The 24,232-nt window shown below is 38.7% G+C and carries 19 protein-coding genes; 9 read left to right on the top strand and 10 right to left on the bottom strand.

Annotation, left to right across the window (positions count from 1 at the left end):
- Positions 1-6: 6 nt before the first annotated feature.
- On the top strand, positions 7-708 hold the full coding sequence (locus AC2TDL_RS06665; protein ID WP_484699492.1) for a response regulator transcription factor: 702 nt from the start codon (positions 7-9) through the stop codon (positions 706-708).
- 444 nt (positions 709-1,152) lie between these two features.
- Here the strand turns inward: AC2TDL_RS06665 and AC2TDL_RS06660 are convergent, their stop codons facing one another.
- The 6 genes from AC2TDL_RS06660 to ilvA form a co-directional block, all read right to left on the bottom strand.
- Positions 1,153-1,371: a hypothetical protein gene (locus tag AC2TDL_RS06660; protein WP_484699490.1), complete on the bottom strand. Its 219-nt coding sequence runs from the start codon at positions 1,369-1,371 to the stop codon at positions 1,153-1,155.
- Between the two features lie 113 nt (positions 1,372-1,484).
- Positions 1,485-2,105: a TraX family protein gene (locus AC2TDL_RS06655; protein WP_484699488.1), complete on the bottom strand. Its 621-nt coding sequence runs from the start codon at positions 2,103-2,105 to the stop codon at positions 1,485-1,487.
- Positions 2,106-2,198: 93 nt separating this feature from the next.
- Positions 2,199-2,837, bottom strand: a complete 639-nt coding sequence (locus AC2TDL_RS06650; protein ID WP_484699486.1) for an NUDIX hydrolase — start codon at positions 2,835-2,837, stop codon at positions 2,199-2,201.
- Positions 2,834-3,292 (bottom strand): large-conductance mechanosensitive channel protein MscL, encoded by a 459-nt coding sequence (mscL, locus tag AC2TDL_RS06645; RefSeq protein WP_484699484.1) that lies wholly within the window; start codon positions 3,290-3,292, stop codon positions 2,834-2,836. The genes AC2TDL_RS06650 and mscL overlap by 4 nt, the downstream gene beginning before the upstream one ends.
- A gap of 119 nt (positions 3,293-3,411) precedes the next feature.
- Positions 3,412-3,975: a TVP38/TMEM64 family protein gene (locus AC2TDL_RS06640; RefSeq protein WP_484699482.1), complete on the bottom strand. Its 564-nt coding sequence runs from the start codon at positions 3,973-3,975 to the stop codon at positions 3,412-3,414.
- Positions 3,976-4,016: 41 nt separating this feature from the next.
- Positions 4,017-5,285: a threonine ammonia-lyase IlvA gene (gene ilvA / locus AC2TDL_RS06635; protein ID WP_484699480.1), complete on the bottom strand. Its 1,269-nt coding sequence runs from the start codon at positions 5,283-5,285 to the stop codon at positions 4,017-4,019.
- 92 nt (positions 5,286-5,377) lie between these two features.
- Between ilvA and AC2TDL_RS06630 the strand changes: the two genes are divergently transcribed.
- From AC2TDL_RS06630 to cysI, 8 genes are all read left to right on the top strand, one after another.
- A complete protein-coding gene (locus tag AC2TDL_RS06630; RefSeq protein ID WP_484699478.1) occupies positions 5,378-5,917 on the top strand; it encodes a hypothetical protein in 540 nt (179 codons plus the stop codon).
- 34 nt (positions 5,918-5,951) lie between these two features.
- Positions 5,952-6,803, top strand: a complete 852-nt coding sequence (locus tag AC2TDL_RS06625; protein WP_484699476.1) for an AraC family transcriptional regulator — start codon at positions 5,952-5,954, stop codon at positions 6,801-6,803.
- Positions 6,804-6,921: 118 nt separating this feature from the next.
- On the top strand, positions 6,922-7,593 hold the full coding sequence (locus tag AC2TDL_RS06620; RefSeq protein WP_484699474.1) for an SOS response-associated peptidase: 672 nt from the start codon (positions 6,922-6,924) through the stop codon (positions 7,591-7,593).
- Between the two features lie 202 nt (positions 7,594-7,795).
- Entirely contained in the window at positions 7,796-9,364 is a 1,569-nt protein-coding gene (locus tag AC2TDL_RS06615; RefSeq protein WP_484699472.1) for a type I restriction-modification system subunit M, read from the top strand.
- Positions 9,361-10,518: a restriction endonuclease subunit S gene (locus tag AC2TDL_RS06610; RefSeq protein WP_484699470.1), complete on the top strand. Its 1,158-nt coding sequence runs from the start codon at positions 9,361-9,363 to the stop codon at positions 10,516-10,518. The genes AC2TDL_RS06615 and AC2TDL_RS06610 overlap by 4 nt, the downstream gene beginning before the upstream one ends.
- On the top strand, positions 10,515-13,616 hold the full coding sequence (locus AC2TDL_RS06605) for a type I restriction endonuclease subunit R (protein WP_484699468.1): 3,102 nt from the start codon (positions 10,515-10,517) through the stop codon (positions 13,614-13,616). Before AC2TDL_RS06610 ends, AC2TDL_RS06605 begins: the two co-directional genes overlap by 4 nt.
- 301 nt (positions 13,617-13,917) lie before the next feature.
- Entirely contained in the window at positions 13,918-15,783 is a 1,866-nt protein-coding gene (locus AC2TDL_RS06600) for an assimilatory sulfite reductase (NADPH) flavoprotein subunit (RefSeq protein WP_484699466.1), read from the top strand.
- Between the two features lie 81 nt (positions 15,784-15,864).
- Entirely contained in the window at positions 15,865-17,604 is a 1,740-nt protein-coding gene (gene cysI, locus AC2TDL_RS06595; RefSeq protein WP_484699464.1) for an assimilatory sulfite reductase (NADPH) hemoprotein subunit, read from the top strand.
- Between the two features lie 150 nt (positions 17,605-17,754).
- Here cysI and AC2TDL_RS06590 read toward each other — a convergent pair whose 3' ends face one another.
- The 4 genes from AC2TDL_RS06590 to AC2TDL_RS06575 form a co-directional block, all read right to left on the bottom strand.
- Positions 17,755-18,648 carry a carbohydrate ABC transporter permease gene (locus AC2TDL_RS06590; RefSeq protein ID WP_484699462.1) on the bottom strand — a complete coding sequence of 298 codons (894 nt, stop codon included), beginning with the start codon at positions 18,646-18,648 and terminating at the stop codon, positions 17,755-17,757.
- A gap of 82 nt (positions 18,649-18,730) precedes the next feature.
- Positions 18,731-19,642, bottom strand: a complete 912-nt coding sequence (locus AC2TDL_RS06585) for an ABC transporter permease (protein WP_484699460.1) — start codon at positions 19,640-19,642, stop codon at positions 18,731-18,733.
- Positions 19,643-19,759: 117 nt separating this feature from the next.
- Entirely contained in the window at positions 19,760-21,373 is a 1,614-nt protein-coding gene (locus AC2TDL_RS06580) for an extracellular solute-binding protein (protein WP_484699458.1), read from the bottom strand.
- Positions 21,374-21,812: 439 nt separating this feature from the next.
- Positions 21,813-24,071: a helix-turn-helix domain-containing protein gene (locus AC2TDL_RS06575; protein WP_484699456.1), complete on the bottom strand. Its 2,259-nt coding sequence runs from the start codon at positions 24,069-24,071 to the stop codon at positions 21,813-21,815.
- Between the last annotated feature and the right edge of the window lie 161 nt (positions 24,072-24,232).

Genomic DNA, 24,232 nt, shown 5'->3' with positions numbered 1-24,232 from the left:
ACGTCGATGTATAAAGTATTAGTTGTAGAAGATGACGTTATGATGAACGATATGCTGTCTATGTATTTGTCAGAGGAAGGCTATGAAGTAAAGCAAGCTTTTTCTGGCAAAGAGGGCTTACAGCTTATTGATCAGTTTCTTCCGCATTTACTGCTGTTAGATCTCGTTCTGCCAGATATGAATGGAATTGATATTTGTACGCAAGTAAGAGAAAAATCAATGATTCCAATTATGATTCTCTCAATGAAAAGTGAAGTTTCTGATCGAGTTTTGGCACTAAAGGCTGGTGCTGATGATTACTTAAGTAAACCGTTTAGTATGCATGAACTAACTGCAAGAATTGAAGCGTTAATTCGTCGCTCTATTCAGCTAACTACGGAAGTTAAGATAAGCGAAAGCAAAGAGATAGAAATAGAACAAGACATTCAATTAGACTATGAACGTAGACAACTAGTTGTAAGAGGACAGGCAGTAGAAACAACGTTTTCAGAGTATGAAATAATGAGATTGTTCATGAACTCGCCAAATAAAGTGTTTAGTAGAGATGAGCTCATTAATGCGATAAGAGGTTTTGATTCCTATGTCACAGATCGAGCGATCGATGTGCATATTGTGAATCTGCGAAAAAAGATTGAACAAAATCCAAAAGAGCCTAAGCTGATTAAAACAGTATGGGGATTTGGCTATAAGTACGTGCCAGGCGAATAGTTATGTGCTAAAAGCTAATGTTATGAATTAAAAAAAGTGAAATCAATCAAAAACACTAATAAGCCTGCAATGGTTGCACTAACAGCTACCATTGCAGGCTTATTAGCTTTTTTAAACGAAGGAAGGCCTAATTAGCTTTCCGGACTATACACAAGACGATTAATTAGGCGCAAGGAATGCTACAAAAGCTTCAACATTGCTTCGACTAAGGAATAGCAGCCTATGACGAAGAGGAACGTTAACTAGTTTGCAATGCTAAGCTACACAGTAACTTTGACGAAGGGATAACAGCCCCGGTCCACAAAGGGGGCTGTATATAGTTAAGTACGTCAGCATGCAAATCGAAAGTAACGTAATAGGCTATCTATTCCATAGCGAAGCAATTACAAAAAGGGCTGCTTATGTTATTCTTATTTACTGACTTGCTACATATGATTCAATGAACTATGAAACTTCTAAATATAACTTCGTACCGTCTTTGTACTGGAAGATTGCTACATCACGTACAACTTCAACAGAGCTAATGCTTTTCCATTTTTTACGGAACGAGAAGTCATACTCTAGCTCATGCAATTTATTGTTTAGCTTATCATAGTTTTGTAGCTTATCCTGCGGAAAATAAACTGGCACCGAGCGATTTTTGAATTTAAGAATCTTCATCATCTTGGGTTCCTCCCAAATCTTTATACTGCAAGTATAAACAGTAAGATTTAAGAGGACATGAATTAGAAGTTATAAATTTATTTACTAAACTAACAGCTATCTAACAGATTTATTTAGAAATTATAGTTTATTAGCGCCAATATGTATAAGTGTAAAGGATAGAAGCTTCTCCATAACCAACGAGGCACTTTAATCATATCAGCTTTAGCTAACAATTTAGGCTGCTGACTAATCATATAAGTAACGATCATACTAAAAAATTGAACGCCCCATTTTAATAAAAATAATAGTTCTAACAATCCATGATAGAGTAATAGTTTTTCTGCTTTAGCATAACGAAAAATTAACATTAATAGAATACCGTAGGCACCATAATCTAATGGAAAGTATTCAGTTCCCGCAACGGTAATTAATATGATAAAAATTTGAATAGCTTTATATTTATTGCTTAAATCTAACACTTTGTATAATAGTAAGCCAATAAATAATGTAACAATTACATTAAGCTGTTCAGTATCAAATGCCCACTGATAGGCTGGTTGAGAAATAATTGCTAGCGCTCCAAGACGAATAATATAGTTGCGGTAGCTGCGAGTACGCTGATAACCAACAGCGAGAAGATAGGCATAAAGTGGAAAAGCAATTCTTCCAATAATGCGCAGCCAAAACTGATCTGGAAAAAAGACGACACCAAGATGATCAATGAGCATCGTTAACATGGCGATCCATTGCATAAGGCCCTCCTACAAAGAAAAATGTATAAAACAACAAAGCGCAAGCTTGGAACATAGCTCCTCACTTACGCTTTTGGCTATTGCAATTAAAGGCTACGATTGAGCAGCAATTTTCGTAATTGCAGCTAACACATCTAAATAATATGAGCGCTGGCGAGGTACAAACTGCTCAGCTAAAATAAGCTGATTATCTAATACAAGCTCTCCGCTATCATTTAATGCATAGCCTGATACTTGCAGTTCATCAATGTGTCCTTGGAATAGCGTTTGTAGCTGAGTTAGAGGTGCAGCATAGATTGCCATTACTTCTTCCTGTTGCAAGCGCCATAAATGCATCGGAACAGGATTGGCTAGTGCAAATACATGGCTTATCTCGCGATCCCAAATAGGTTGACCTTTATGCATGCCTCGTACATCTTCTTTAATTACCATAATCGGTTTTAAATGTTGAAAGCTCGTCGTAATTCCGATTTCCTCTTTAAGTTCTCTGACAGCATCATGTACGCTTTCCCCTGCGCTTAAATGTCCAGCGACCGTAATATCATAGCATAACGGATTTGTATCCTTGTCTTTTTGGCGACGCTGAAAAATGACGTAAAGTTCTTCATCACGCAACTCATACAGCCAGCAATGAACAGTCGTATGCCAATACCCTTTAGCATGCGTTTCTTCACGTGTAGCTTGTCCAATTGGATTAAGCGCATCATCGTAAATATCAAACCATTCGCTCATGAGTGTTGTGCCTCAGTATCGGTAAGAAGTGACGTGCAATGCTTGCAACGTGTCGCTTTAATAGGAATTTGCGATAGGCAATAAGGACATTCTTTTTCTGTTGGTGCTGAAGTTGCCTCTGCCTTTTCTTTTTCCTTCTCAGTGATACGCCGTAATTGGTTAATGCCTTTCACCATGAAGAAAATACATAGCGCGACAATAATAAAATCTAAAACTGTGTTGATAAAAGTACCGTAATTGATAGCAACTGTCTCGCCTTCACTGCTGGTACCAAGTGGAATTTTTAGATCTTTAAAATCAACTTCACCAAGCAGCACACCGATTGGCGGCATAAGAACATCGTTAACGAGGGATGTAACGATTTTACCAAATGCACCACCGATAATAACACCGACAGCCAGATCGATGACGTTTCCTTTTACGGCAAATTCTTTAAACTCTTGTAAAATTTTCATAATAATCCTCCGAGTCAAGATTTTGTTAGAAGCAGTAAAAACTACTATGAATTCAATCTAGCATTGATAAGAGGAGAATTCAACACTTCAATATTTGATTACTTGAATAACTTGACGAACTATTGATGATAACGACGCTCCAATAATTTGCCGCCGTACCATAATAGAGCGATACCAGCAATAGCAGCGATGATTCGCCAAGGATGATCCATAAAATTGACTATATCGAAGCTAAGCAATGCAATTGCTAGCACCATCACAGCTTTACCTAAAGCTACAGCAACGAGAAAAGTATGAAAAGGAAGCTTGCTAAGCGCTGCTACGATAGTAATAAGAACAGATGGTGTGAACGGAAAGCAGGAGAGTAAAAACAATGGAGTAAAACCTTTGCTTTCAATCCAATTGAATATTTTTTTCACTACAGCATAGCGTTTTTCTAAGCGATCTCGAAATCTCTTGCCAAATTTTCGGGCTAAAAAGAAGATGCAGCTTGCCCCTACCACTATGCCAACCCATGAGAATAAAATTCCAAAGCCAAAACCGTAAATATTTACATCAGCTGCAATAATAACGATTAATGGCAGAAATGGTAAAAATGCTTCGAGCATTGGGACAAGTATACCTGGTAATGGTCCCAGATTGGACAAGCCTTCTAAAAACTGTTCAATTTGCTCTAATGTCATTCAGTGTTCTCTCCGTTCCATACATCCATATTTTCTATGTCTTAGATAAGTATATTAAATAGTACAGGATCTTTATTTAGCTCCACATAAGGATAGCCTTTGCTCTTCATACGTTCAATCAAAGCTGAGTAATCTGAACGATTTTTAAGCTCAATACCGACAAGCGCAGGTCCATTGTCTTTATTTGATTTTTTTATATACTCAAAGCGAGTAATGTCATCATTAGGTCCAAGCACCTGATCAAGGAATTCGCGTAATGCGCCTGCACGTTGCGGGAAGCTAATCATAAAATAATGCTTATATCCTTCATATATTAATGAACGTTCTTTAATCTCTTGCATGCGATCAACATCATTATTGCCACCGCTCACGACACATACAACATTTTTACCTTGAATATGTTCACGATATTGCTCTAGTGCAGCAATCGGCAATGCACCTGCAGGCTCTGCAACAATCGCATTTTCATTATAGAGATCAAGCAACGTTGTACAAACTCGTCCCTCATTTACATGAATAACGTCATCGAGCAGCTCTCGACAAATCGCAAAGGTTTGATCTCCTACACGTTTTACTGCTGCTCCATCGACGAACTTATCAATTTGCGGCAAGGTTAGCACTTCATTATGATCAAGCGCATAACGGAGTGAAGCAGCCCCTTCTGGTTCGACACCGATAATTGCCGTCTGTGGCGAAATACTTTTTACATATGAACTTATACCTGCTGCAAGACCGCCACCACCTACTGTTACAAAAATAAAATGAGGAGCTTGTTCGATGTCGTTAAGTATTTCCAAACCGACTGTTCCGTTACCTGCGATAATCATGCGATCATCAAAGGGATGAACAAAGGTATAACCGCTAGCTTCACTTTCAGCAATCGCTTCATTATAAGCATCGTCAAAGGTGTCACCTTTTAATATTATTTCTACGGACGAGCCGCCAAAAAATTTCACTTGTTTTATTTTTTGATTAGGTGTTGTTGTAGGCATAAATATTTTTCCAGGAATACCAAGAGCTTGACAGGAATAAGCGACACCTTGCGCATGGTTGCCTGCACTTGCACAAATTACACCAGAAACTGGACCTTTATCTGCGAGAGAACGTATTAAATGATAAGCTCCACGGATTTTAAATGAACGTACAATTTGTAAATCCTCGCGTTTAAGATATACATTTGCGCCATATCGTTCAGACAATACGCGATTATATTGCAAAGGTGTATGGGATATAACATCCTTTAGATTCATATGGGCTTGTACGATTTCTTCTATACTGACTTTTACTTGGTCTTCTCCATTTGATAACACGTACATCTATCCTTTACTAATTGATTATCTATCGCTACATATTTAATAATAGTATATCATTAAAGAGTTCGCCATCTAAGGGAGGAATATATTTGAAAAAGAGATGGTTTATAGGAATATTAGTGGCTTTAACAATATTTTTCTTGCTAATTTTAGGGCTGCTGAAATATATCGCGCCAAGCAAAGAGCTTACTATGGACTATACACCGATTCAACTAGAGGATAAGCTACTTTATATGGTGCGCAATATGAAAACTGAGCTTATTTTAACCGAGGAAGATATTAATGCTCTTATTAAGATGAACATGGATAGGCAGCCGCATAAACGAATAATGATTGAGGGAGCACATTTTTCTTTAAAAGATAACAACTTGTATGCAGATTTAAATGTTATATTGAATGGAGCGGTAGAAGCTGAATTGCATGCCATTTATGCGATAAGCTGGCAAGAGCCTGAATTGTCGCTTACCCCAATCGAACTGAAGCTTAAAGATATTAATCTTCCGAAAAACTTACTAAAGGATATTTCCTTTGCTTTATATGAAGGGAATCAAACATTAATTAGGATTGATAACTTATATACTAAAGGGAGCGAACTCGTAATTAAGCTGAAACTAAACTTATTTAATTAACGATAAGTACTTTATGATCTAAGGAGAGAGTTTGTTGGAGCCATCGTTATTTCTTACATTTAAGTCACCGCCGTTTCCATATTTTATAGAATCAAATTATCATACCTATGAAGCAGGAGAAGAACATCCCAATCGCAGCAACATCGGTTTGTTTGATTTGCTTTATGTACGAGAGGGCTGTTTATACTTAGCTGAGGGAGAGCGACGCTGGGAAGTAGGAGCTGGAGAGATGCTTATCCTGCGCCCTGATGCTTGGCATTATTCTTATGAGCCTTGTAAGACTTCTACTACATTTGATTGGCTGCATTTTCAAACGGCAGGGCCGTGGGAAGAGGTAGAGAGCTGTGAGCAAGGTGAACTTCATGGCGATTATTATACCTATGCCCTGCGTGTGCCAAAGCATCTTAAGCTAAGAGCAACTAATGATATGAAGCATTTATTAGAATCATTGCATGATGCAGCGAGAAGCTGCTCTCATGGCGCTTTCTGGGATCGTCAGCAGCGCTTTTTGCATTTATTACAAATGCTAGATGAGGGCTGGCGCAGTGATACTGCAAAAGCATCGGTTGTTGTTGCTGAAAAGGCAGCTGCTTATTTAAAACGCAATTATCGTCAATCGATTAACAATAATATGCTAAGCGAGGCATTAGCGCTTCATATTAACTATATTACGCGCAGCATGGTGGAGGTTTTTGACTGTACACCTCAGCAATACTTGCTTTATTATCGAATTGATCAAGCTAAACTTTTACTAATTAAAACAGATTGGCCAGTAGCCCAAATTGCACAGGAGACTGGCTTTAAGCAAACGGCACATTTTTCTCGTTTATTTGCTAACGTCGTAGGACTATCACCGCTAAGATATCGTAAAAAATTTACAATCTGATGCATAAATTCTCCTATACCTACAGAAACTGGAATGACAGTCGCGTTGTCTAATCTCAAAGTTACAAAATTGAGACTAGGCACTGGCACTGATAAGCCAAGTTTCAGGGGGTATAGAGTTGATTGAGCATTTTTCCTTAAAGGCAGAGTTAGTCGATATTGTTGGGCAATTTAAGATAAGCAAAGTATTGCATTCCTATCGGCAGCGCTTTAATGTTACACCAATTTCAAATGTGTCAATTGTAATGAATGACCGGCATCAGCAAAGAGTATTACAGGCAGCGCGTTGGGGGATGTTTCCGTTTTGGGCAAAGGATTCAATCAATACGACGAAGGGGGATATTCGTCGAAAGCCGTTTTTAGCTGAGCTAGTGAAGCGCAATCGCTGTATTATCCCTTGTACAGGATTTTATGGAGCCAAGCAGCTTGGACATGAGCGTGATCCAAGAGCGATGCATATTGTTCTTAAGGATAAGCCTTTATTCGCTGTTGCTGGTATTTATGATCGCTTTCGTAACTCCCAAGGTATGGAGTTTCCTGTGTTTACAATGTTGATTGAGGAAAATGTTGGTGCAATGTCAGACTGGCAGAAAAGCTTGCCAATTGTGCTGGATGAGGAAGGAGTCGAAGCATGGCTCAATCCGCAGCAGCGCAATTTTGATTTTTTGCAAATGCATCTGCCAATGCTGGATGGGCAAAGACTGCGGGCATATCCTGTTACTAATGAGGTACATAAGGAACATTATGATATGCCGGATTGCATCGCTGAGCTGAAGATTGATTATGCTTAACAAATAACAATAAAATTTAGAAGCGGCTTATGCAGACGATTATATATATCGTTTGCAATAAGCCGTTTTTGTTTATAGCATGTCACATTCTTCATCATCGCGCAGATGCTATGTTGACTTAATTCGTTTATACTTAACATATTACTTAATTTCATAGTTGCATAGAATGTAAGTCAAACGCATAAGGAAAGGAATTAATAGAATGGAAGATAATCGAAAAGAACAAGAGCGTGCCGAATTGCATCGCACAATTTGGAATATAGCAAATGAATTAAGAGGCAGTGTGGATGGCTGGGACTTTAAGCAATATGTGCTAGGTATGCTGTTTTATCGATATATTTCTGAAAATATTACCGCTTATATTAACGCTGGTGAGTGGGAAGCGGGCAATACTGATTTTGATTATAGTAGGCTTTCCGATGAGGAAGCTGAACAGGCAAGAGAAGATTTAGTTAAAACAAAAGGCTTTTTCATTTTACCAAGCGAGTTATTTGAAAATGTTAGAGCCCGTGCTAAAAACGATGATCAATTAAACGAGACGTTAGCGACAATATTTGCTAATATCGAGGCATCTGCGCAAGGGACTGAAAGCGAAGATAATTTCAAAGGATTATTTGATGATCTCGATGTGAACAGCAATAAGCTAGGCAATACCGTTGCAAAGCGCAATGAGAAGCTAGTAAAGTTACTAGATTCTATTGCTGCGATGAAGCTTGGCGACTATAAAAATAACACCATTGATGCGTTTGGGGATGCCTATGAGTTTTTAATGGGAATGTATGCCTCCAATGCCGGTAAGAGCGGCGGTGAATATTATACGCCACAGGAGGTTTCTGAGCTTCTTACACACCTTACAGTTGTCGGAAAAACAGAAGTTAATAAGGTTTATGATCCTGCCTGCGGTTCTGGCTCGTTGCTTCTGAAATTTGCTAAAATCCTTGGCAAAGAAAACGTGCGTCAAGGCTTCTTTGGACAGGAAAATAATATTACAACCTATAACCTGTGCCGTATTAATATGTTTTTGCATGATATTGATTACGATAAGTTTGATATTGCTCTTGGTGATACGCTAACCGATCCGCTGCATGGAGATGTTGAGCCATTCGAAGCGATCGTTTCCAATCCGCCTTATTCGATTAAATGGAATGGAGACAGTGATCCAATTCTTATTAACGATCCGCGGTTTGCTCCTGCAGGCGTACTAGCCCCTAAGTCTAAGGCGGACCTAGCGTTTATTATGCATAGTCTTGCTTGGCTAGCAACCAACGGCACAGCAGCGATTGTTTGCTTCCCAGGTGTTATGTACCGCGGCGGGGCAGAAAAGAAAATTCGTCAATACCTTGTTGATAATAACTATATCGATTGCATTATTCAGTTACCTGATAACCTGTTTTATGGCACCAATATTGCTACCTGTATTATGGTGCTGAAAAAGTGTAAATCGGAAAATAGCACATTGTTTATCGATGCGTCTAAGCAATTTATTAAGGTTACAAATAACAACAAGCTTACTCAGGACAATATTCAGACGATACTGCGAGCTTTTATTGAGAGAAATGATATTGAGCATTTTGTTAAGCTTGTGCCAAACAGCGAAATTGCGAAGCAGGATTATAATTTGTCGGTTTCTACCTATGTAGAGCAGGAAGATACAAGTGAACAGATTGATATTGCTCAGTTAAGTGCAGAGATCGAAAAAATGGTCGAGCGCCAACAAGCTTTGCGAGCCGAAATTAATCAGCTCATTGGAGAGATTGAGGTGGAAAAATGAGCAGATTGAACAAGCTAATAGCAGAGCTTTGCCCTAACGGAGTAGAATATGTTGCTTTAGCAAACGTATTAAAAACGAATAATGCTGCCAGCAGTGTATCTAAGAAAGATTATCAAGAGACAGGCAGTATTCCAGTCATCGATCAAAGTCAGGCTTATATTGCTGCTTATACTGATAATGAAGCTGCTGTACCGCCTGTTTTGCCTTGCATTGTATTTGGTGACCATACAAGAGTTGTAAAGTATGCCGAACAAAAATTTGCTCAAGGGGATAGTGGAACCAAGGTCTTTATTCCCGTTAATGAATCAATTTGCACTAAATATGTTTATTATGCATTTTGCAACCTTGATATTCCGTCACGGGGATATAACCGTCATTGGACTATTGCCAAGGAGATGAAAATTCCGCTGCCGCCGTTAGCTGTTCAGCAAGAAATTGTTCGCATTCTCGATCAGTTTACAGAGCTTACCGAGCAGCTAAACGATGTCCTTGCTGCTGAGCTTTATGCGAGAAAATTGCAATATGAGCATTATCGAAAAATGTTGTTTACCTTTGGCGATAAGGTGCCACAGGTGAAACTGGAGGATATTGCAGAATTTAAATATGGCTTTACTGATACTGCAAAAGATAAAGGCACTGCTCGCTTTATTCGCATTACCGACATCGAGGACGATGGCAAGCTGTCGCAAGCTGAGTGCAAATATATCGATCTCTCCTCAGAAAGCAAGCAGTATTTGCTGCAAAAGGGAGATTTACTAATGGCGCGAACAGGGGCTACTTACGGTAAAACGATGCTCTTTAACGAGGACATCCCAGCCGTATATGCATCCTTTCTTATAAGAATTCGTTTCCCAGAGCAAAATGTGTTGCCTGCTTATTACTGGCATTTTGCGCAATCCAGCCTTTATTGGAATCAAGCAAATAAGCTGGTAAGCAAAGCAGGACAGCCCCAGTTTAATGCGAATGCGCTCAAAAATGTTATCATTCCTGTTCCTCCGCTGGAAGAGCAGAAACGGATCGTCGAAATGCTAGATAAGCTTGATACCCTTTACAGCGAGCTTATTAACAGTTTACCGAAGCAAATTGCAGCGCAGCAGAAGCAATATGAATTTTACAGAGATAAGCTGTTCTCCTTTAAGGAGGTTTCGGCATGAATCGATACAATATCGTTGCTAGCACCGATGAAGCAACGGTCGTTGCTGAATATAGCTCTGAGTATGAGGTGCGTTCGGAAAAGTATCAGAGCGAGGCAGAGCTTGAGCAACAGTTTATTTCTCAGCTAACCTCTCAAGGGTATCAGTATTTACCCGTGCATAATGAAGCTGGCTTGATTGAAAATCTTCGAAAGCAGCTTCAATTGCTAAATAATTTTACGTTTACCGATAGTGAATGGGGTAGATTTTTTACAGAATGTATTGCAAACAGCAATGAAGGCATTGTGGAAAAAACTAAAAAAATTCAGGATGACCATATCCAAATTTTAAAGCGGGATGACGGTACGACAAAAAACATTTACCTATTAGATAAGAAAAATATTCATAATAACCGTCTGCAGGTGTTAAATCAGTATGAAGAAAATAGTGTAAAACATCATGCTCGCTATGATGTAACGATTTTAGTTAACGGGCTGCCGCTTGTCCATGTGGAATTAAAGCGCCGCGGAGTAGCGATTAGAGAAGCGTTTAATCAAATTAATCGCTATCAGCGTGAAAGCTTTTGGGCATCTTCCGGCTTATTTGAGTATGTGCAAATCTTTGTTATTTCCAATGGTACGCATACAAAGTACTATAGCAATACGACAAGAAATGCTCACCTTAAAGAGCAAAGCAATCATGAGCGACGCAAAAGTAAAAAAACGAGTAACAGCTTTGAATTTACAAGTTTTTGGGCAGATGCCAATAATAAGATTATTGCAGACCTTGTTGACTTTACGAAAACTTTTTTTGCGAAGCATACGCTGCTCAATGTTTTACTAAAGTACTGTGTATTCACGTCTGAGCAATTATTGCTTGTTATGCGTCCTTATCAAATTGCTGCGGCGGAGCGCATATTATCTCGCATCGAAATTTCAAGCAACTATAAGACAACCGGTACGCTTGCTGCAGGAGGATATATTTGGCATACAACAGGTTCTGGGAAAACTTTGACGAGCTTTAAAACTGCCCAATTAGCAGCCGCACTCCCCTATATAGATAAGGTGTTGTTTGTGGTCGACCGGAAAGATCTGGACTATCAAACGATGAAAGAGTATGACCGCTTTGAAAAGGGCGCAGCGAACGGAAACTCCTCTACTAAAGTTTTGCAGAGACAATTGGAGGACAGGGACGAAAAAGGAAACCCGCATGAATATAAAATCATCGTAACGACAATTCAGAAGCTGGATATTTTTATCCGCAAAAACAAACAGCACGATATTTATAAGAAACATGTTGTCCTAATTTTTGATGAATGTCATCGCTCTCAGTTTGGCCAGATGCATCAGGCGATTACGAAAAGCTTTAAGCATTATCATATTTTTGGATTTACAGGCACACCGATTTTCGCTGCAAATGCAAGCTCAGGCGGCAATCCGCAGCTTCGCACAACAGAGCAGGCGTTTGGCGACAAGCTGCATACTTATACAATCGTAGATGCAATAAATGATAGAAATGTACTACCTTTTAGAATTGATTTTATAAATACAATTAAAATGCCTGATCATATAAGAGATAAAAAAGTGTATACCATCGATCGCGAAAAGGCTTTAGCCGATCCGCAGCGAATTAGCGAAATTGTTGCTTATGTACTAGAGCATTTCGATCAAAAGACAAAACGCAGCAGTTTTTATACCTTCTCTGCAAAATGGGAGGAAGAGAATAAACTTAATCCAAGGATAAAGCTGGAGAAGCAGGAAACAAGACGAGTTGCTGGCTTTAACTCGATCTTTGCTGCTGACTCTATTCCGATGGCGATTAAATATTATAGGGAGTTTAAGAAGCAAATAGCTAAGCAGAACCGCAATCTAACTATTGCTACCATTTTCAGCTTTAGTGCCAATGAAGAAGAGAGTGATGGCTTGTTGCCAGAAGAGGATTTTGCAATTGAAAACCTTGACCAAAGTTCAAGAGATTTTCTTGAATCTGCTATTTCTGATTATAATGCAACGTTTAATACGAACTATGATACATCTGCTGATAAGTTTCAAAATTACTATAAAGATCTTTCGCTGCGCGTAAAAAATCGCGAGGTCGATCTGTTAATTGTCGTAAATATGTTTCTAACGGGCTTTGATGCTACAACGCTTAACACCTTGTGGGTGGATAAAAACTTAAAGCAGCATGGCTTAATTCAAGCATTTTCGAGAACTAACCGCATTTTGAACAGCGTAAAGAGCTATGGCAACATTGTATGCTTTAGAGATTTAAAAGAAGAAACTGAGCAAGCCATCGCATTGTTTGGCAATAAGGATGCAGGCGGTATAGTATTGCTAAAAACGTATGCTGATTATTACAAAGGATATACAGATAAAGGCGAGCATAAGCCGGGCTATGAGGAATTAATTGCAAAACTTACGGACAGTTACCCCCTTGCTCAGCCAATCATTGGGGAAGAAGCAGAGAAAGCGTTTATTCGTCTTTTTGGTGCGATACTGCGGCTTAAAAATATTCTTACATCCTTTGATGAATTTACCGGAAATGAGATATTGTCAGCACGAGATTTTCAAGACTATCAAAGCATCTATCTTGATCTTTATCAGGATTATCGACAAGCTGCAGATGGAGAAAAAGAAGCGATTAATGAAGATATTATTTTTGAAATTGAGCTGATTAGACAAATAGAAGTAAACATTGATTATATATTAATGTTAGTGGCAAAATATCAGCAATCAAACTGCAAGGACAAAGAAATTCTTGTTAACATCGATAAAGCAATTAATTCTAGCATTGAGCTGCGCAGTAAAAAGGAGCTTATCGAACGTTTTATTGAGCAGGTTAACGTCTCCACGAAGCTAGATGAGGATTGGAAGAAGTTCCTGCATGAATGTAAAGAAAAAGATATTTCGTCAATGATTGAAGAAGAAAAATTAAAGCCAGAAGAAACTCGCCGTTTTATCGACAATGCGTTTCGTGATGGTGTGCTTAAGACAACAGGGACAGACATCGATAAAATTATGCCTCCTGTCTCACGCTTTGGCGGCGGCAGGGCTGTGAAAAAGCAAGGCATTATTGCAAAGCTAACGAAATTTTTTGAGAAATATTTTGGCTTGATTTAATTATATTTACCTAATCTAAGCTGTAGTAATTTGGTGCTGCAGCCAAAGCAGATTAAACATCTTGCTTTGGTGTGCGGCACTTTTTTATTTATGAAGAAAACTAATGCTTATCAATTATATAAACTTTGGCAATTGTCCATTTTCTTCCTATAAGTAATCTATTAGATTAGCTTCAATTTTTCTTATAACAGAATGTGTCGGTTTGCGTTGCCGATATCAAGATTATATGGTAATTTTAATGATAGACTAATTCTGAGTAATATGATAGGAATTAATATCATGATCATGCGGGGTGTAAAGGTTGCAATTACTAGTTACTAACAGCCCGTTTTCTGAGGAGCAACTGCAGCATATTAATGCGTTGCTACCAACGTTGACGGAAGCACAGATTCATTGGTTGAGCGGTTATTTAGCTTTTTATCGTAATGGGAACGGATCATCCGTTGCTTTGCAGACAACATTAGCGCCACAAGCGGAAGCCGCAGGTGCAGCTGCACAAGCTGTTCAGACAGTGCAAAGCGCACCGGCACTTCCTAAGGAAGCGACAATTTTGTTCGGATCGCAAACTGGAAACGCACAGCGTTTAGCCAATCGCTTAGCTGACCGTCTAAAGGCTGATGGCTTTGAGGTAACAGTTTCTGCGATGAATAAGTTTAAAACGAATGAGCTGAAGAAGGTTGTCAATTTGTTCGTACTTACGAGTACGCATGGTGAGGGAGATCCGCCTGATAATGCGATTTCCTTCTACGAGTTTTTACATGGAAAACGAGCACCAGAGCTGAAGTCCGTAAACTTTTCCGTATTATCACTAGGTGATACTTCCTATGAATTTTTCTGCAAAACAGGGCAAGATTTTGATAAGCGTCTAGAAGAGCTTGGAGCAGAACGTATTGTTGAACGTGTAGATTGCGATGTTGATTATGAAGAAGCGGCAAACGGCTGGATTGATGCCGTTGTAAGCAAGCTGAACAGCTTAACATCAGCACAGCCTGTACAAGCAGCAGCGAATGCTGCGGCAGCTGTTACTGAAGAACCTGCAGCAGTGGTTGAATATACACGTAATCGTCCATTCCAAGCTGAAGTTATCGAAAGCATTAATCTAAATGGCCGCGGTTCTGATCGCGAAACTCGTCATCTTGAACTATCGCTTGAAGGATCAGGCATTGTTTACGAGCCAGGTGATGCACTTGGCATTGTGCCGCATAATGATCCTGTGCTTGTTGAAGAGCTCATTGAGGCATTAGGTTGGAGACCAAATGAGCAGATAACGACAAAGGAAGGCGAGACGTTAACCATTGAACAAGCATTGACGACACAATATGAAATTACTGTGTTATCTAAAGCATTGCTTGAAAAATTTGAGTCCTTTACGAAAAATGAACAATTTCATAAACTGCTAGCAGATAGCGCTAAAGTAAGAGAATATGTAAAAGGGCGCGATTTGCTAGATTTAATAGAAGACTTTGGTCCATTTTCATGGCAGCCAAGCGATGTTGTTCATGTGCTTCGTAAAATTCCTGCACGCTTGTATTCGATTGCCAGCAGCATAAAAGCACATCCTGATGAAGTGCATTTAACGATTCGCAAGGTGCAATACGAAGCGCATGGTCGCCAGCGTAACGGTGTATGTTCAGTATATGTATCTGAGCGGTTGAAAATTGGCGATAAAGTATCGGTATTCGTACAGTCTAATCCGAACTTTAAACTGCCTGCAAATCCAGAAACACCAATCATTATGATTGGTCCTGGTACAGGTGTTGCTCCGTTCCGCGCCTTTATGGAGGAACGCGAGGAAATTGGGGCAAAAGGTAAATCATGGCTATTCTTTGGAGATCGTCATTACGTGACAGATTTCTTATATCAAACAGATTGGCAACGAATGTTGAATGAAGGTGTGTTGACAAAGCTAGAAGTAGCATTTTCACGTGATACTGAGCAAAAGGTTTATGTTCAACATCGTCTGCTTGAGCATGCAGCAGAGTTGTATGCATGGATTGAAGAAGGTGCACATATTTACATTTGCGGTGATGAGAAGCATATGGCGCATGATGTGCATCAAGCATTAGTACAAATTATTACAGAGCAGCGCAATGTGAGTGCAGAAGCAGCAGCCGCATATTTAAGTGAACTGCAAGAATCAGGTCGTTATCAGCGAGATGTATACTAATCGCTGCTTGCTGGTCATGAAGGGGCATGGCAGCCTATTGTGCAGCAATGATATACACATAGCTATGGGAGGGGTTTGGTGATGACACGCAAACATAAGGTTGAGCCAATTGGTGGAAAACCGAGTGATGTTGAAGAATTAAAAGTTGAAAGTAATTATTTACGCGGTTCGTTAGCTGAGCAATTGCATAATCGTGTAACTGGCGGATTATCTGAACTGGATAATCGTCTATTAAAATTCCATGGCAGCTATATGCAGGACGATCGTGATTTGCGAAAAGAACGTGAGAAGCAAAAACTAGAGCCTGCTTATCAATTTATGCTGCGGGTCGTTACACCAGGCGGGGTGGCAACGCCAGAGCAATGGCTTGTCATTGACGAGCTTGCTCAAAAGTATGGAAATAATACGATTCGTGTTACAACACGTCAAGCGTTCCAGTTGCATGGTGTATTAAAGTGGAATTTAAAAAGCACAATTAAAGGCATTAACGAGTGCTTGTTAACGACACTTGCTGCATGCGGTGACGTTAACCGTAACGTTATGTGTAATCCGAATCCAATGCAATCTAAGGTGCATGAGGAAGTTCATCGTTGGTCGCAGCTATTAACGACGCACCTTGCGCCAAGAACGCCTGCGTACCATGAGATTTGGCTGGATGGGGAAAAGCTAGAGAATCCACATAAGCCATATAGTGAGCCAGTTGATCCAGTTGAACCGATTTACGGACATGTTTATTTGCCGCGTAAATTTAAAATTGGTATTGCAGTTCCGCCATCCAATGATGTTGATGTTTATTCGCAGGATTTGGGCTTTATTGCGATTGTTGAAGATGAAAAGCTAGTTGGCTTTAACGTTACTGTGGGCGGCGGTATGGGAATGACGCATGGTGATACTAATACCTATCCGCAGCTTGGTAAAATTATTGGCTTTATTACCCCAGATCAAATGCTTAATGTTGCAGAGCGCGTAATTACGATTCAACGTGATTACGGCAACCGTTCTGTTCGTAAAAATGCACGCTTAAAATATACAATTGATCGTCATGGTATAGAGTGGTTTAAGGAAGAGCTGCATGAGCGTTTAGGCTGGGAACTGGAGCCTGCTCGTCCATTTGTTTTTGAAAGCTCCGGAGAACGATATGGCTGGGTAAAAAACTATGATGGAACATGGAATGTTACTTTATTCGTTCGCAGCGGACGTATTATTGATACAGAAGAAAGCCAGCTTATGACAGGCTTACGTGAAATTGCGAAAGTGCTAAAAGGAGACTTCCGTTTAACCGCTAACCAAAATGTAATGATTGGTAACATTCCTGCTAAACAAAAGGCGACGATTAAGAAGCTATTGAAAAAATACAATATTTCAATAGGTGAAGAGCTCAGCGGTATTCGCCGTTATGCGTTGTCTTGCGTTGCATTGCCAACCTGCGGTTTGGCGATGGCAGAAGCAGAACGTTATTTGCCAACATTGCTAGATAAGCTAGAGCCTATTTTTGAGAAAACCGGCTTGCGTGACGATGAGATTCATATTCGTATGACCGGCTGCCCTAACGGCTGTGCACGTCCAGCATTAGGGGAAATTTCCTTTATTGGTAAATCGCCTGGCAAATACAATATGTATTTAGGAGCAGGCTTTGCTGGAGATCGTTTGAATAAAATGTACAAAGAAAACATTGGGGAAGAAGAAATTGTTGCAACATTAGAGCCGATTATTGAACATTATGCAAAAGAGCGTAAAGATGGCGAACATTTTGGCGATTTTGTTATTCGTGCAGGCTATATTAAAGCAACAACAGACGGAACTAATTTCCACGCTGTATAGCAATATGTTTCAAAGCTAAAAAAAGCGAAGCTAGCTTAAACTACATTCCGCGAAGCGAGGATGTGAGGATTATAAAACCCGCTGCTTTAAGCCCTTTTGGGGATGCAGCGGGTTTTTAAATGCACATATATGCAATCTTTCGTACAGTGCTTATCCTTTGACTGAACCAATCATTACCCCTTTATCAAAATATTTTTGAATAAATGGGTAGACGAGCAGAATTGGCAGCGTTGATATAATAATGACCCCGTATTTAACTTGATCAGCGTAGCGCTGAGCATATCCACCTGCACTTCCTCCTGTACCAGCACCACTGGAAAAAACTTGGTTAGAAAGCAGAATATCTCGCAGAACAATTTGCAGTGGCTGAAGGTCATTGCTGCGAATATAAATTAGTCCTGTAAAGAAATCATTCCAATGTCCTACTAAATAATAAAGTCCGATAACTGAAAGCATAGCCTTGGATAGCGGCAACGCGACTTTAATAAAATAAGTAAAATGAGAACAGCCATCGATTGCTGCAGCCTCATAAAGCTCTTTCGGTAAAGAGGTTTCAAAAAACGTTCTTGCAATAATCAGATAAAAGACATTGACGCAAAACGGCAGGATAAATACCCAAACTGTATTGATCAGATGCAAATCCTTCATTAACAAATAAGTTGGAATTAATCCGCCATTAAAGAACATTGTAAAGACAAAAGCGAACATGATATATTTGCCTGCCTTAAATTCCTTGCGTGACAATACATAAGCAGCAGGTAATGTAACAAGTAAATTGACCGCTGTGCCTGCAAAGGTATAAAAAATTGTATTGCGATAGCCAGTCCATATGCGATCGTCTTGAAAAATCTCGTTATAGCCAAAGAAGCTAATTCCTTTTGGGAAAAGCAGCACCTTGCCCGTAGAAACAAGAACAGAATCGCTTATTGAAGCGATTATAATAAAGTATAGTGGATAGGCAATAAGCAAGAAAATAATAATACAAAGAATTGCTAACACAATAGTGAAGCTTAGCTCGGATAGTGATTTTCCTTTTAGACTCATCGGGCTGCTCCTTTCTAAACGTAATGGCTTATTTATCATGTATAATGCCGTAAATGGTTTATTAGATAAACAATTAAGCCTGTTAATATAAGCTTGTATCTGACATTTTCTTAGAAATTGCGTTCATGCTAATTAAAAAGACAAAGTTAATAATCGTATTAAATAAGCCAATGGCTGATGCATAACTAAATTGATTAGAAACAATCCCAATTTTGTAAACATACGTAGCAATAACCTCTGATACTGGTAAATTCAATGAATTTTGCATTAAGAAGATTTTTTCAAAGCCGGTACTTAAAATGTTTCCCATACTTAAAATAAACAAAATAATAATCGTTGGTTTGAGCGCAGGCAGGTCAATATAGCGAACCATTTGCAGTCGACTTGCACCATCCATTTTTGCAGAATCATAGAGCTGAGGATCGACTGTTGAAAGTGCAGCTAAATAAATGATGCTATTCCAGCCGCAATGCTGCCATATGTCGGAGAGGACATAGACAGGAATAAAAGTATTCGTTGATGCTAGCAGGTTAATATGACCTAAACCAATCGCTTTCATAAAATAACCGACAATGCCAGTTTCAGGGGAAAGTAGCACATTTAACATCCCAACAAGTACAATAATAGAAATAAAATGCGGTAAATAAACGGTAGTTTGCATGACTTGCTTGAAACGTTTAATTCGAATTTGATTTAGTAATAGTGCCAAAATGATCGGGGCAGGGAAGCCAATGATAATCGTAGCAAAGCTAATAAAAAATGTATTTCGCATCAGACTGCCAAACTGATAGTTTTCAATAAACTGTATAAAGTAATCTAGTCCGCGAAATTCTCCGCCAGTTAAGCCTTTGCTAAAGCTATAATCACGAAAAGCAAGTTGAACTCCGTACATCGGGATATAGTTAAAAATAAAAATTGCAAGTATAGCAGGGAAAATCATAATCCATAGTTGATAGTTACGAAACCAAGATTTTTTGACCAATGTCTGCTTCATATGCATTCCTCCTAATGCCTTTCATCTATCGCATGAAGGGCAGGTTTAAGCAGCTATATAATTTGACAGGACTGTATATCGCCTTACTAGCGTGACAGTCCTGTAACAATTAACAATTTATTTATTTGCTTTATATTGTTCAAAGTAACGCTGCATAATTTCTAGGTTTTGTGGTAAACCAGCTTTTTCTGCTTCTTTAACATAAGCGTCCCACTCTTGCTCAATACCTCCAGATGTAACCCATTTTGCAAAGTTTGTATTAGCAAGATTCATTAAGTTCGTATTATTTAAGCTTAACGTGTTGTTATCTTGGCTAGTAAATTTAATAAAGACGCTTGGGAAAATATCTTCGTCAGGATTGATAGTGCTAAGCGCAGCCTGTAACGGCTCAGAATGTGTAAGTACTTCCTGCATATCAGTACCTAACGTTAGCTTAATATCGTCTGAGATATAAAATGCGCCATTATCAGCCCAAGTGGACGTCCATTTCCATGTACCTGGATCCATTGAAGTATCTTGCGGCGGCAATACAGTGTAAGAGCCATCATCATTTTTAGAAATGTTAGGTCCAATCGAACCAAATAGAACTTGAATGCCGACTTCAGGATCGTATAGTTCATTGATGAAGCGCATTGCTGCCTCTTTATTTTTTGATTTGGCAGACATCACAATAGCATTCGCGCCATAGTTTAACGTGTAGAAATCATAGCTCCAAGAAACATCGCCAGTGTAGGATGCATTCCATTTTAATGGAGCCATTGATGTATATTGTGGAGCTAGCTGCTCACCAAAGCGGTCGGAAGCAACCCAACCCCAAGTAAAGCCGACTTTTGCAATATCTCCTTCACCGCGAGCAACGGATTGATATTTTGTGTAGTCATGAGTAAACACTTCCGTATTGATTAGTCCTGCTGAATAAAGCTTATTAAGGAAAATAACAAGTTCCTTGTAACGATCATCGACTAAGAAGTTTTTTACCTGACCATCTTCTACATAATATCCTTGGCTGCTAATATCTGAGGAGAGATTGATACCCATTCCACCTAACATTACTGCAGGGTTAAAATAACCGCCAATTCCTCCAGGCCAGTCAACAGGAATTTCATCATTCGGATCGCCATTGCCATTGGCATCTTTTTCTTTGAAGGCTAGTAATACTTCATATAGCTCATCCCAATTTGTAGGCATTTCTAGTCCTAAATTATCTAGCCATTGTTGGTTAATGTATTGGCGGTTAACAGACTCAGGCCAGAAGCGTTGATATTTTGGCAAGCCTAAAATGCGTCCATCGGTTTGTGTGGCAATTATTTTTGTCGCTGGATTATCTTCAAACATTTTTTGAACGTTTGGTGCCAGATCTAAAAGCTCATTTAGATCTTGAAAAAGTCCATCAAATTGAGCAAAATCTGCATCTGTAATGACAGTAGGACCAACAAAAAGATCAGGAATATCGCCGCTTGCCAGCATCGGGCCTTTCTTTTGCTCCCAATCTGCTGTTATTTCTTGCCATTCAATTTCAACATTTGCTTTTTCTTCGATAGTTTGCAGCCATTCCATTTCTTCAAGTGGCTTAGTAAGAGCATGCTTAACCATAACAGCGGTTAATTTTGCTTTTTTTCCGCTTGATGAGGATTGTCCACTGTTGCTGTTTTCATTGCTTGAACCGCTACATGCAGTAAGAGCTGAAAGGACAAGCGTGGTTGATAGCATAACAGTAATCCATTTTTTCATACAAGTTACCCCCTAAATTTGATTTTCTCAATTTACAGGCAGCGTTTTATCAAGCAGTTGTTAGAGCTCACGTAAAAAATGGATATGGATTCAGTTCGCTGCCTGACGACTACAGTGTAAAGCTCGTTGCTTCAGTACGTAAAGAAACAAGAATTGAGGCATTAACAAATTTTGAAAACGCTTTAATAAAACGCTTACATTATTGTTTTCTAGTATTTCAATTGGGCTTTTTTTTTAATTATTGCAGATGCCTTGAATTTTTGCTGATTCTAAACTTCACTTGAAATGATAAGCACAAAAAGAAAGGAGCTGTGCCAAGCATTAAGGACTCAATCCTTGAAAGACATTAGCAACAGCTTCCTTTAAAATTTGTATATCATTGGACATCATTTGAAAATTTGTTGTTTACGATGTTATGCTGCTTTTCCGTCAGTAAAAACTATTTTAACTGGTCACGATATTGCCCTGGAGTCATACCTACTATTTTTTTGAATGAACGAATAAAGCTAGTTGAGTTCATATATCCAACTTGCAGAGCAATACTTTCTACAGAGTCTTGACTTTGACGCAAAAGTTGCATCGATTGCTGAATACGTAAGCCATCAATATATTCCTTGAAATTTTGCCCCATTGTTTTTTTGAAATGATAGCTAAAGTTTGAAGTAGACATGCCAAACTGGTCTGCCATAAACTGTAAAGATAAATTAGGATTTGACCAGTGTTCATTAATGAGTTGGGTAATTTGTTCAGCTGGCGTACGACTTGCAATTGTTGGAATAACGGCAGTTAATAACTCACAAAGCTTACTTGCAGCTTCACTCATAATACTGTTCATCTGATCAAGGGTATATCGTTGCTGGAATACGAATTCAATATTATTAAGTATTGAGTCATGATCTTGCTGGAATTTTTCTAGTGCATGCAATAGAATGCTCATCGTATTTAAATAAAGTGTGCGAACAACATGAGAAGGGATACTTTCATTACTCATGTAGTCTTGAATTCGTTGGATAATGGTTTCGATATTATCGACATCATTTTTAAATGTTGCAAGTTCTAATGCCTGTACTAGTTCTAATTGATAAGAAACTAAGCCGCTGGCAGTATGCAGTCCATCTGTGTAGCGTGCCAGCATCGTCGTTTTTTGAAAACGAATATGCTCAAGACAGCGTGATGCCTGCAGATAAGCGATTGAGAAATTTTTAATGTCACTAATTTCCTGTTGGTTACTAATCCCAATTAAACAGCTTTGCTGAAATTGCTTCTGTATAGATTGCTGCAGGCTTGGAAATAGCGAATCAATACTTTTTTCATGACATAATATTAATATAATTTCTCGCTTGTAATAGCTTTTGATAACATAGCTTTGCAAATTGGTTTGTTGCTCAAAAAATTTTCTTGCAGTTGATAAAATTTGCTCGCTAAACTCATCAGCTTCAATTAACATAGTTGCGATCGACAGATAGCGATAAGGAAAATGAATATGATAATCGCTTGCCACTTGCTTAAATTGCTCCCAACTATCATAGTTGCCAAGCAAAAGATCGACTAATATTTGATCGCGAACAAGCGGTTTAGTTTGCTTTAATTGCTCATCAAGTGTTGCTCTTGTTGTGGAAAGCTGATTAATAGCATAATGAATCGTTTCTATTTCATTAAGTCCTTTTTTATGTAAAGGTTGCTCAAATAACATTGAGGCTACATCGACCAGACGCTTAATTGGATGATAATTAAAGCGCATTGAAAAATAGATAACAATGGAAGTTGTAAAAATTATAATAAATAGCAAAAGAACTGTACTATATTGCAACTTGCGAATGTCTTCAACGGTTTCAGAAATCGGCAATAAGCGAATATAGTGCCACCCATTGGTACTGGATATTCTTTCTGATACTAAATAATTTTCCGCATCGATCGTTGTTTCTTGATAATGTTGCTCGGAAAACTGTGGACTTAAAATGTGCGCAAACGCTTCAGTATTTATTTGCTCACAGCCTTGCGTGGAAACTAAGCATTGATGTTTTTCGTCTGTAATAATAAAAATGGAGTTTGACTCATCGTTGCTTGATTGCATCATATCTAGAATCGTATCTTCTTTTACTAGAATAAGTAATGAACCTGGTGAATTCATGCCGCCTAATGGTAAAGGAAGGATGAAACTTAACAAATTGGCAGATTGTCCGCCAGGTAAAATAACAGGCTCTACAGGCCGTACGATCGTTTCAGATAAGTTTTGTAAATCTTGCTGTATTTCTTCAGGAGGCCAATTTGGGTAAACATATCCTACCCCTTTAATCCCGAAATCCGAAATTGTGTATGCGCTTCCTCTTTTGCTGAAAAAATAATTTACATCTTTCAGATATAGTAATGTGTTCTCGATAAAAGCATCTGTGATGTTATATTTTTTCATTTCGTTCATAATAATTATTTTTTGGTAGGGGTCGTCTTCAACTAAATAAGGTTTAATTTCGCGATTATGCAATATTTCTGTAGGCAGATTGTAGACATATTTGGTAAATGTATCAATCGAGTTCATAAGTTGTTCAGTGGTGTGATTATTCCATGCACTGGATTTATCTTTCACAGAGGCCAGCGTATAGGGATAATAAAATGCAAGGATAATGACGATTGGAAGTACTAAAATTAGAACATAGGACAGTAAAAACTTATAAAGAAACGGCTTATTTTTAAGTTTCATACCCACAATCTCCATGTCATTATTAAGATTGGTTAATAATAATAACGTATACCGTGATTAGAGCAGATAATTTGTTATTTAATAATAACATATATGAAATGTGTTGATAATACAAAATTGTTAATGATTAACTTAAACGTTTATGAAAATAGGTAAGTATT

The organism is Paenibacillus sp. plas6, assembly GCF_057221655.1.
Note: the sequence above shows the minus strand (reverse complement) of the source record. Positions and strands in the feature narration are given on the sequence as shown.

Bases quoted from the DNA above. Each gene is read 5' to 3' on its own strand.
- cysI (WP_484699464.1), top strand. From the start codon at position 15,865: ATGACACGCAAACATAAGGTTGAGCCAATTGGTGGAAAACCGAGTGAT.
- AC2TDL_RS06650 (WP_484699486.1), bottom strand. From the start codon at position 2,837: ATGAGCGAATGGTTTGATATTTACGATGATGCGCTTAATCCAATTGGA.
- AC2TDL_RS06660 (WP_484699490.1), bottom strand. From the start codon at position 1,371: ATGATGAAGATTCTTAAATTCAAAAATCGCTCGGTGCCAGTTTATTTT.
- AC2TDL_RS06605 (WP_484699468.1), top strand. From the start codon at position 10,515: ATGAATCGATACAATATCGTTGCTAGCACCGATGAAGCAACGGTCGTT.
- AC2TDL_RS06580 (WP_484699458.1), bottom strand. From the start codon at position 21,373: ATGAAAAAATGGATTACTGTTATGCTATCAACCACGCTTGTCCTTTCA.
- AC2TDL_RS06585 (WP_484699460.1), bottom strand. From the start codon at position 19,642: ATGAAGCAGACATTGGTCAAAAAATCTTGGTTTCGTAACTATCAACTA.
- AC2TDL_RS06640 (WP_484699482.1), bottom strand. From the start codon at position 3,975: ATGACATTAGAGCAAATTGAACAGTTTTTAGAAGGCTTGTCCAATCTG.
- AC2TDL_RS06590 (WP_484699462.1), bottom strand. From the start codon at position 18,648: ATGAGTCTAAAAGGAAAATCACTATCCGAGCTAAGCTTCACTATTGTG.
- AC2TDL_RS06665 (WP_484699492.1), top strand. From the start codon at position 7: ATGTATAAAGTATTAGTTGTAGAAGATGACGTTATGATGAACGATATG.
- mscL (WP_484699484.1), bottom strand. From the start codon at position 3,292: ATGAAAATTTTACAAGAGTTTAAAGAATTTGCCGTAAAAGGAAACGTC.
- AC2TDL_RS06655 (WP_484699488.1), bottom strand. From the start codon at position 2,105: ATGCAATGGATCGCCATGTTAACGATGCTCATTGATCATCTTGGTGTC.
- AC2TDL_RS06610 (WP_484699470.1), top strand. From the start codon at position 9,361: ATGAGCAGATTGAACAAGCTAATAGCAGAGCTTTGCCCTAACGGAGTA.
- AC2TDL_RS06615 (WP_484699472.1), top strand. From the start codon at position 7,796: ATGGAAGATAATCGAAAAGAACAAGAGCGTGCCGAATTGCATCGCACA.
- AC2TDL_RS06575 (WP_484699456.1), bottom strand. From the start codon at position 24,071: ATGAAACTTAAAAATAAGCCGTTTCTTTATAAGTTTTTACTGTCCTAT.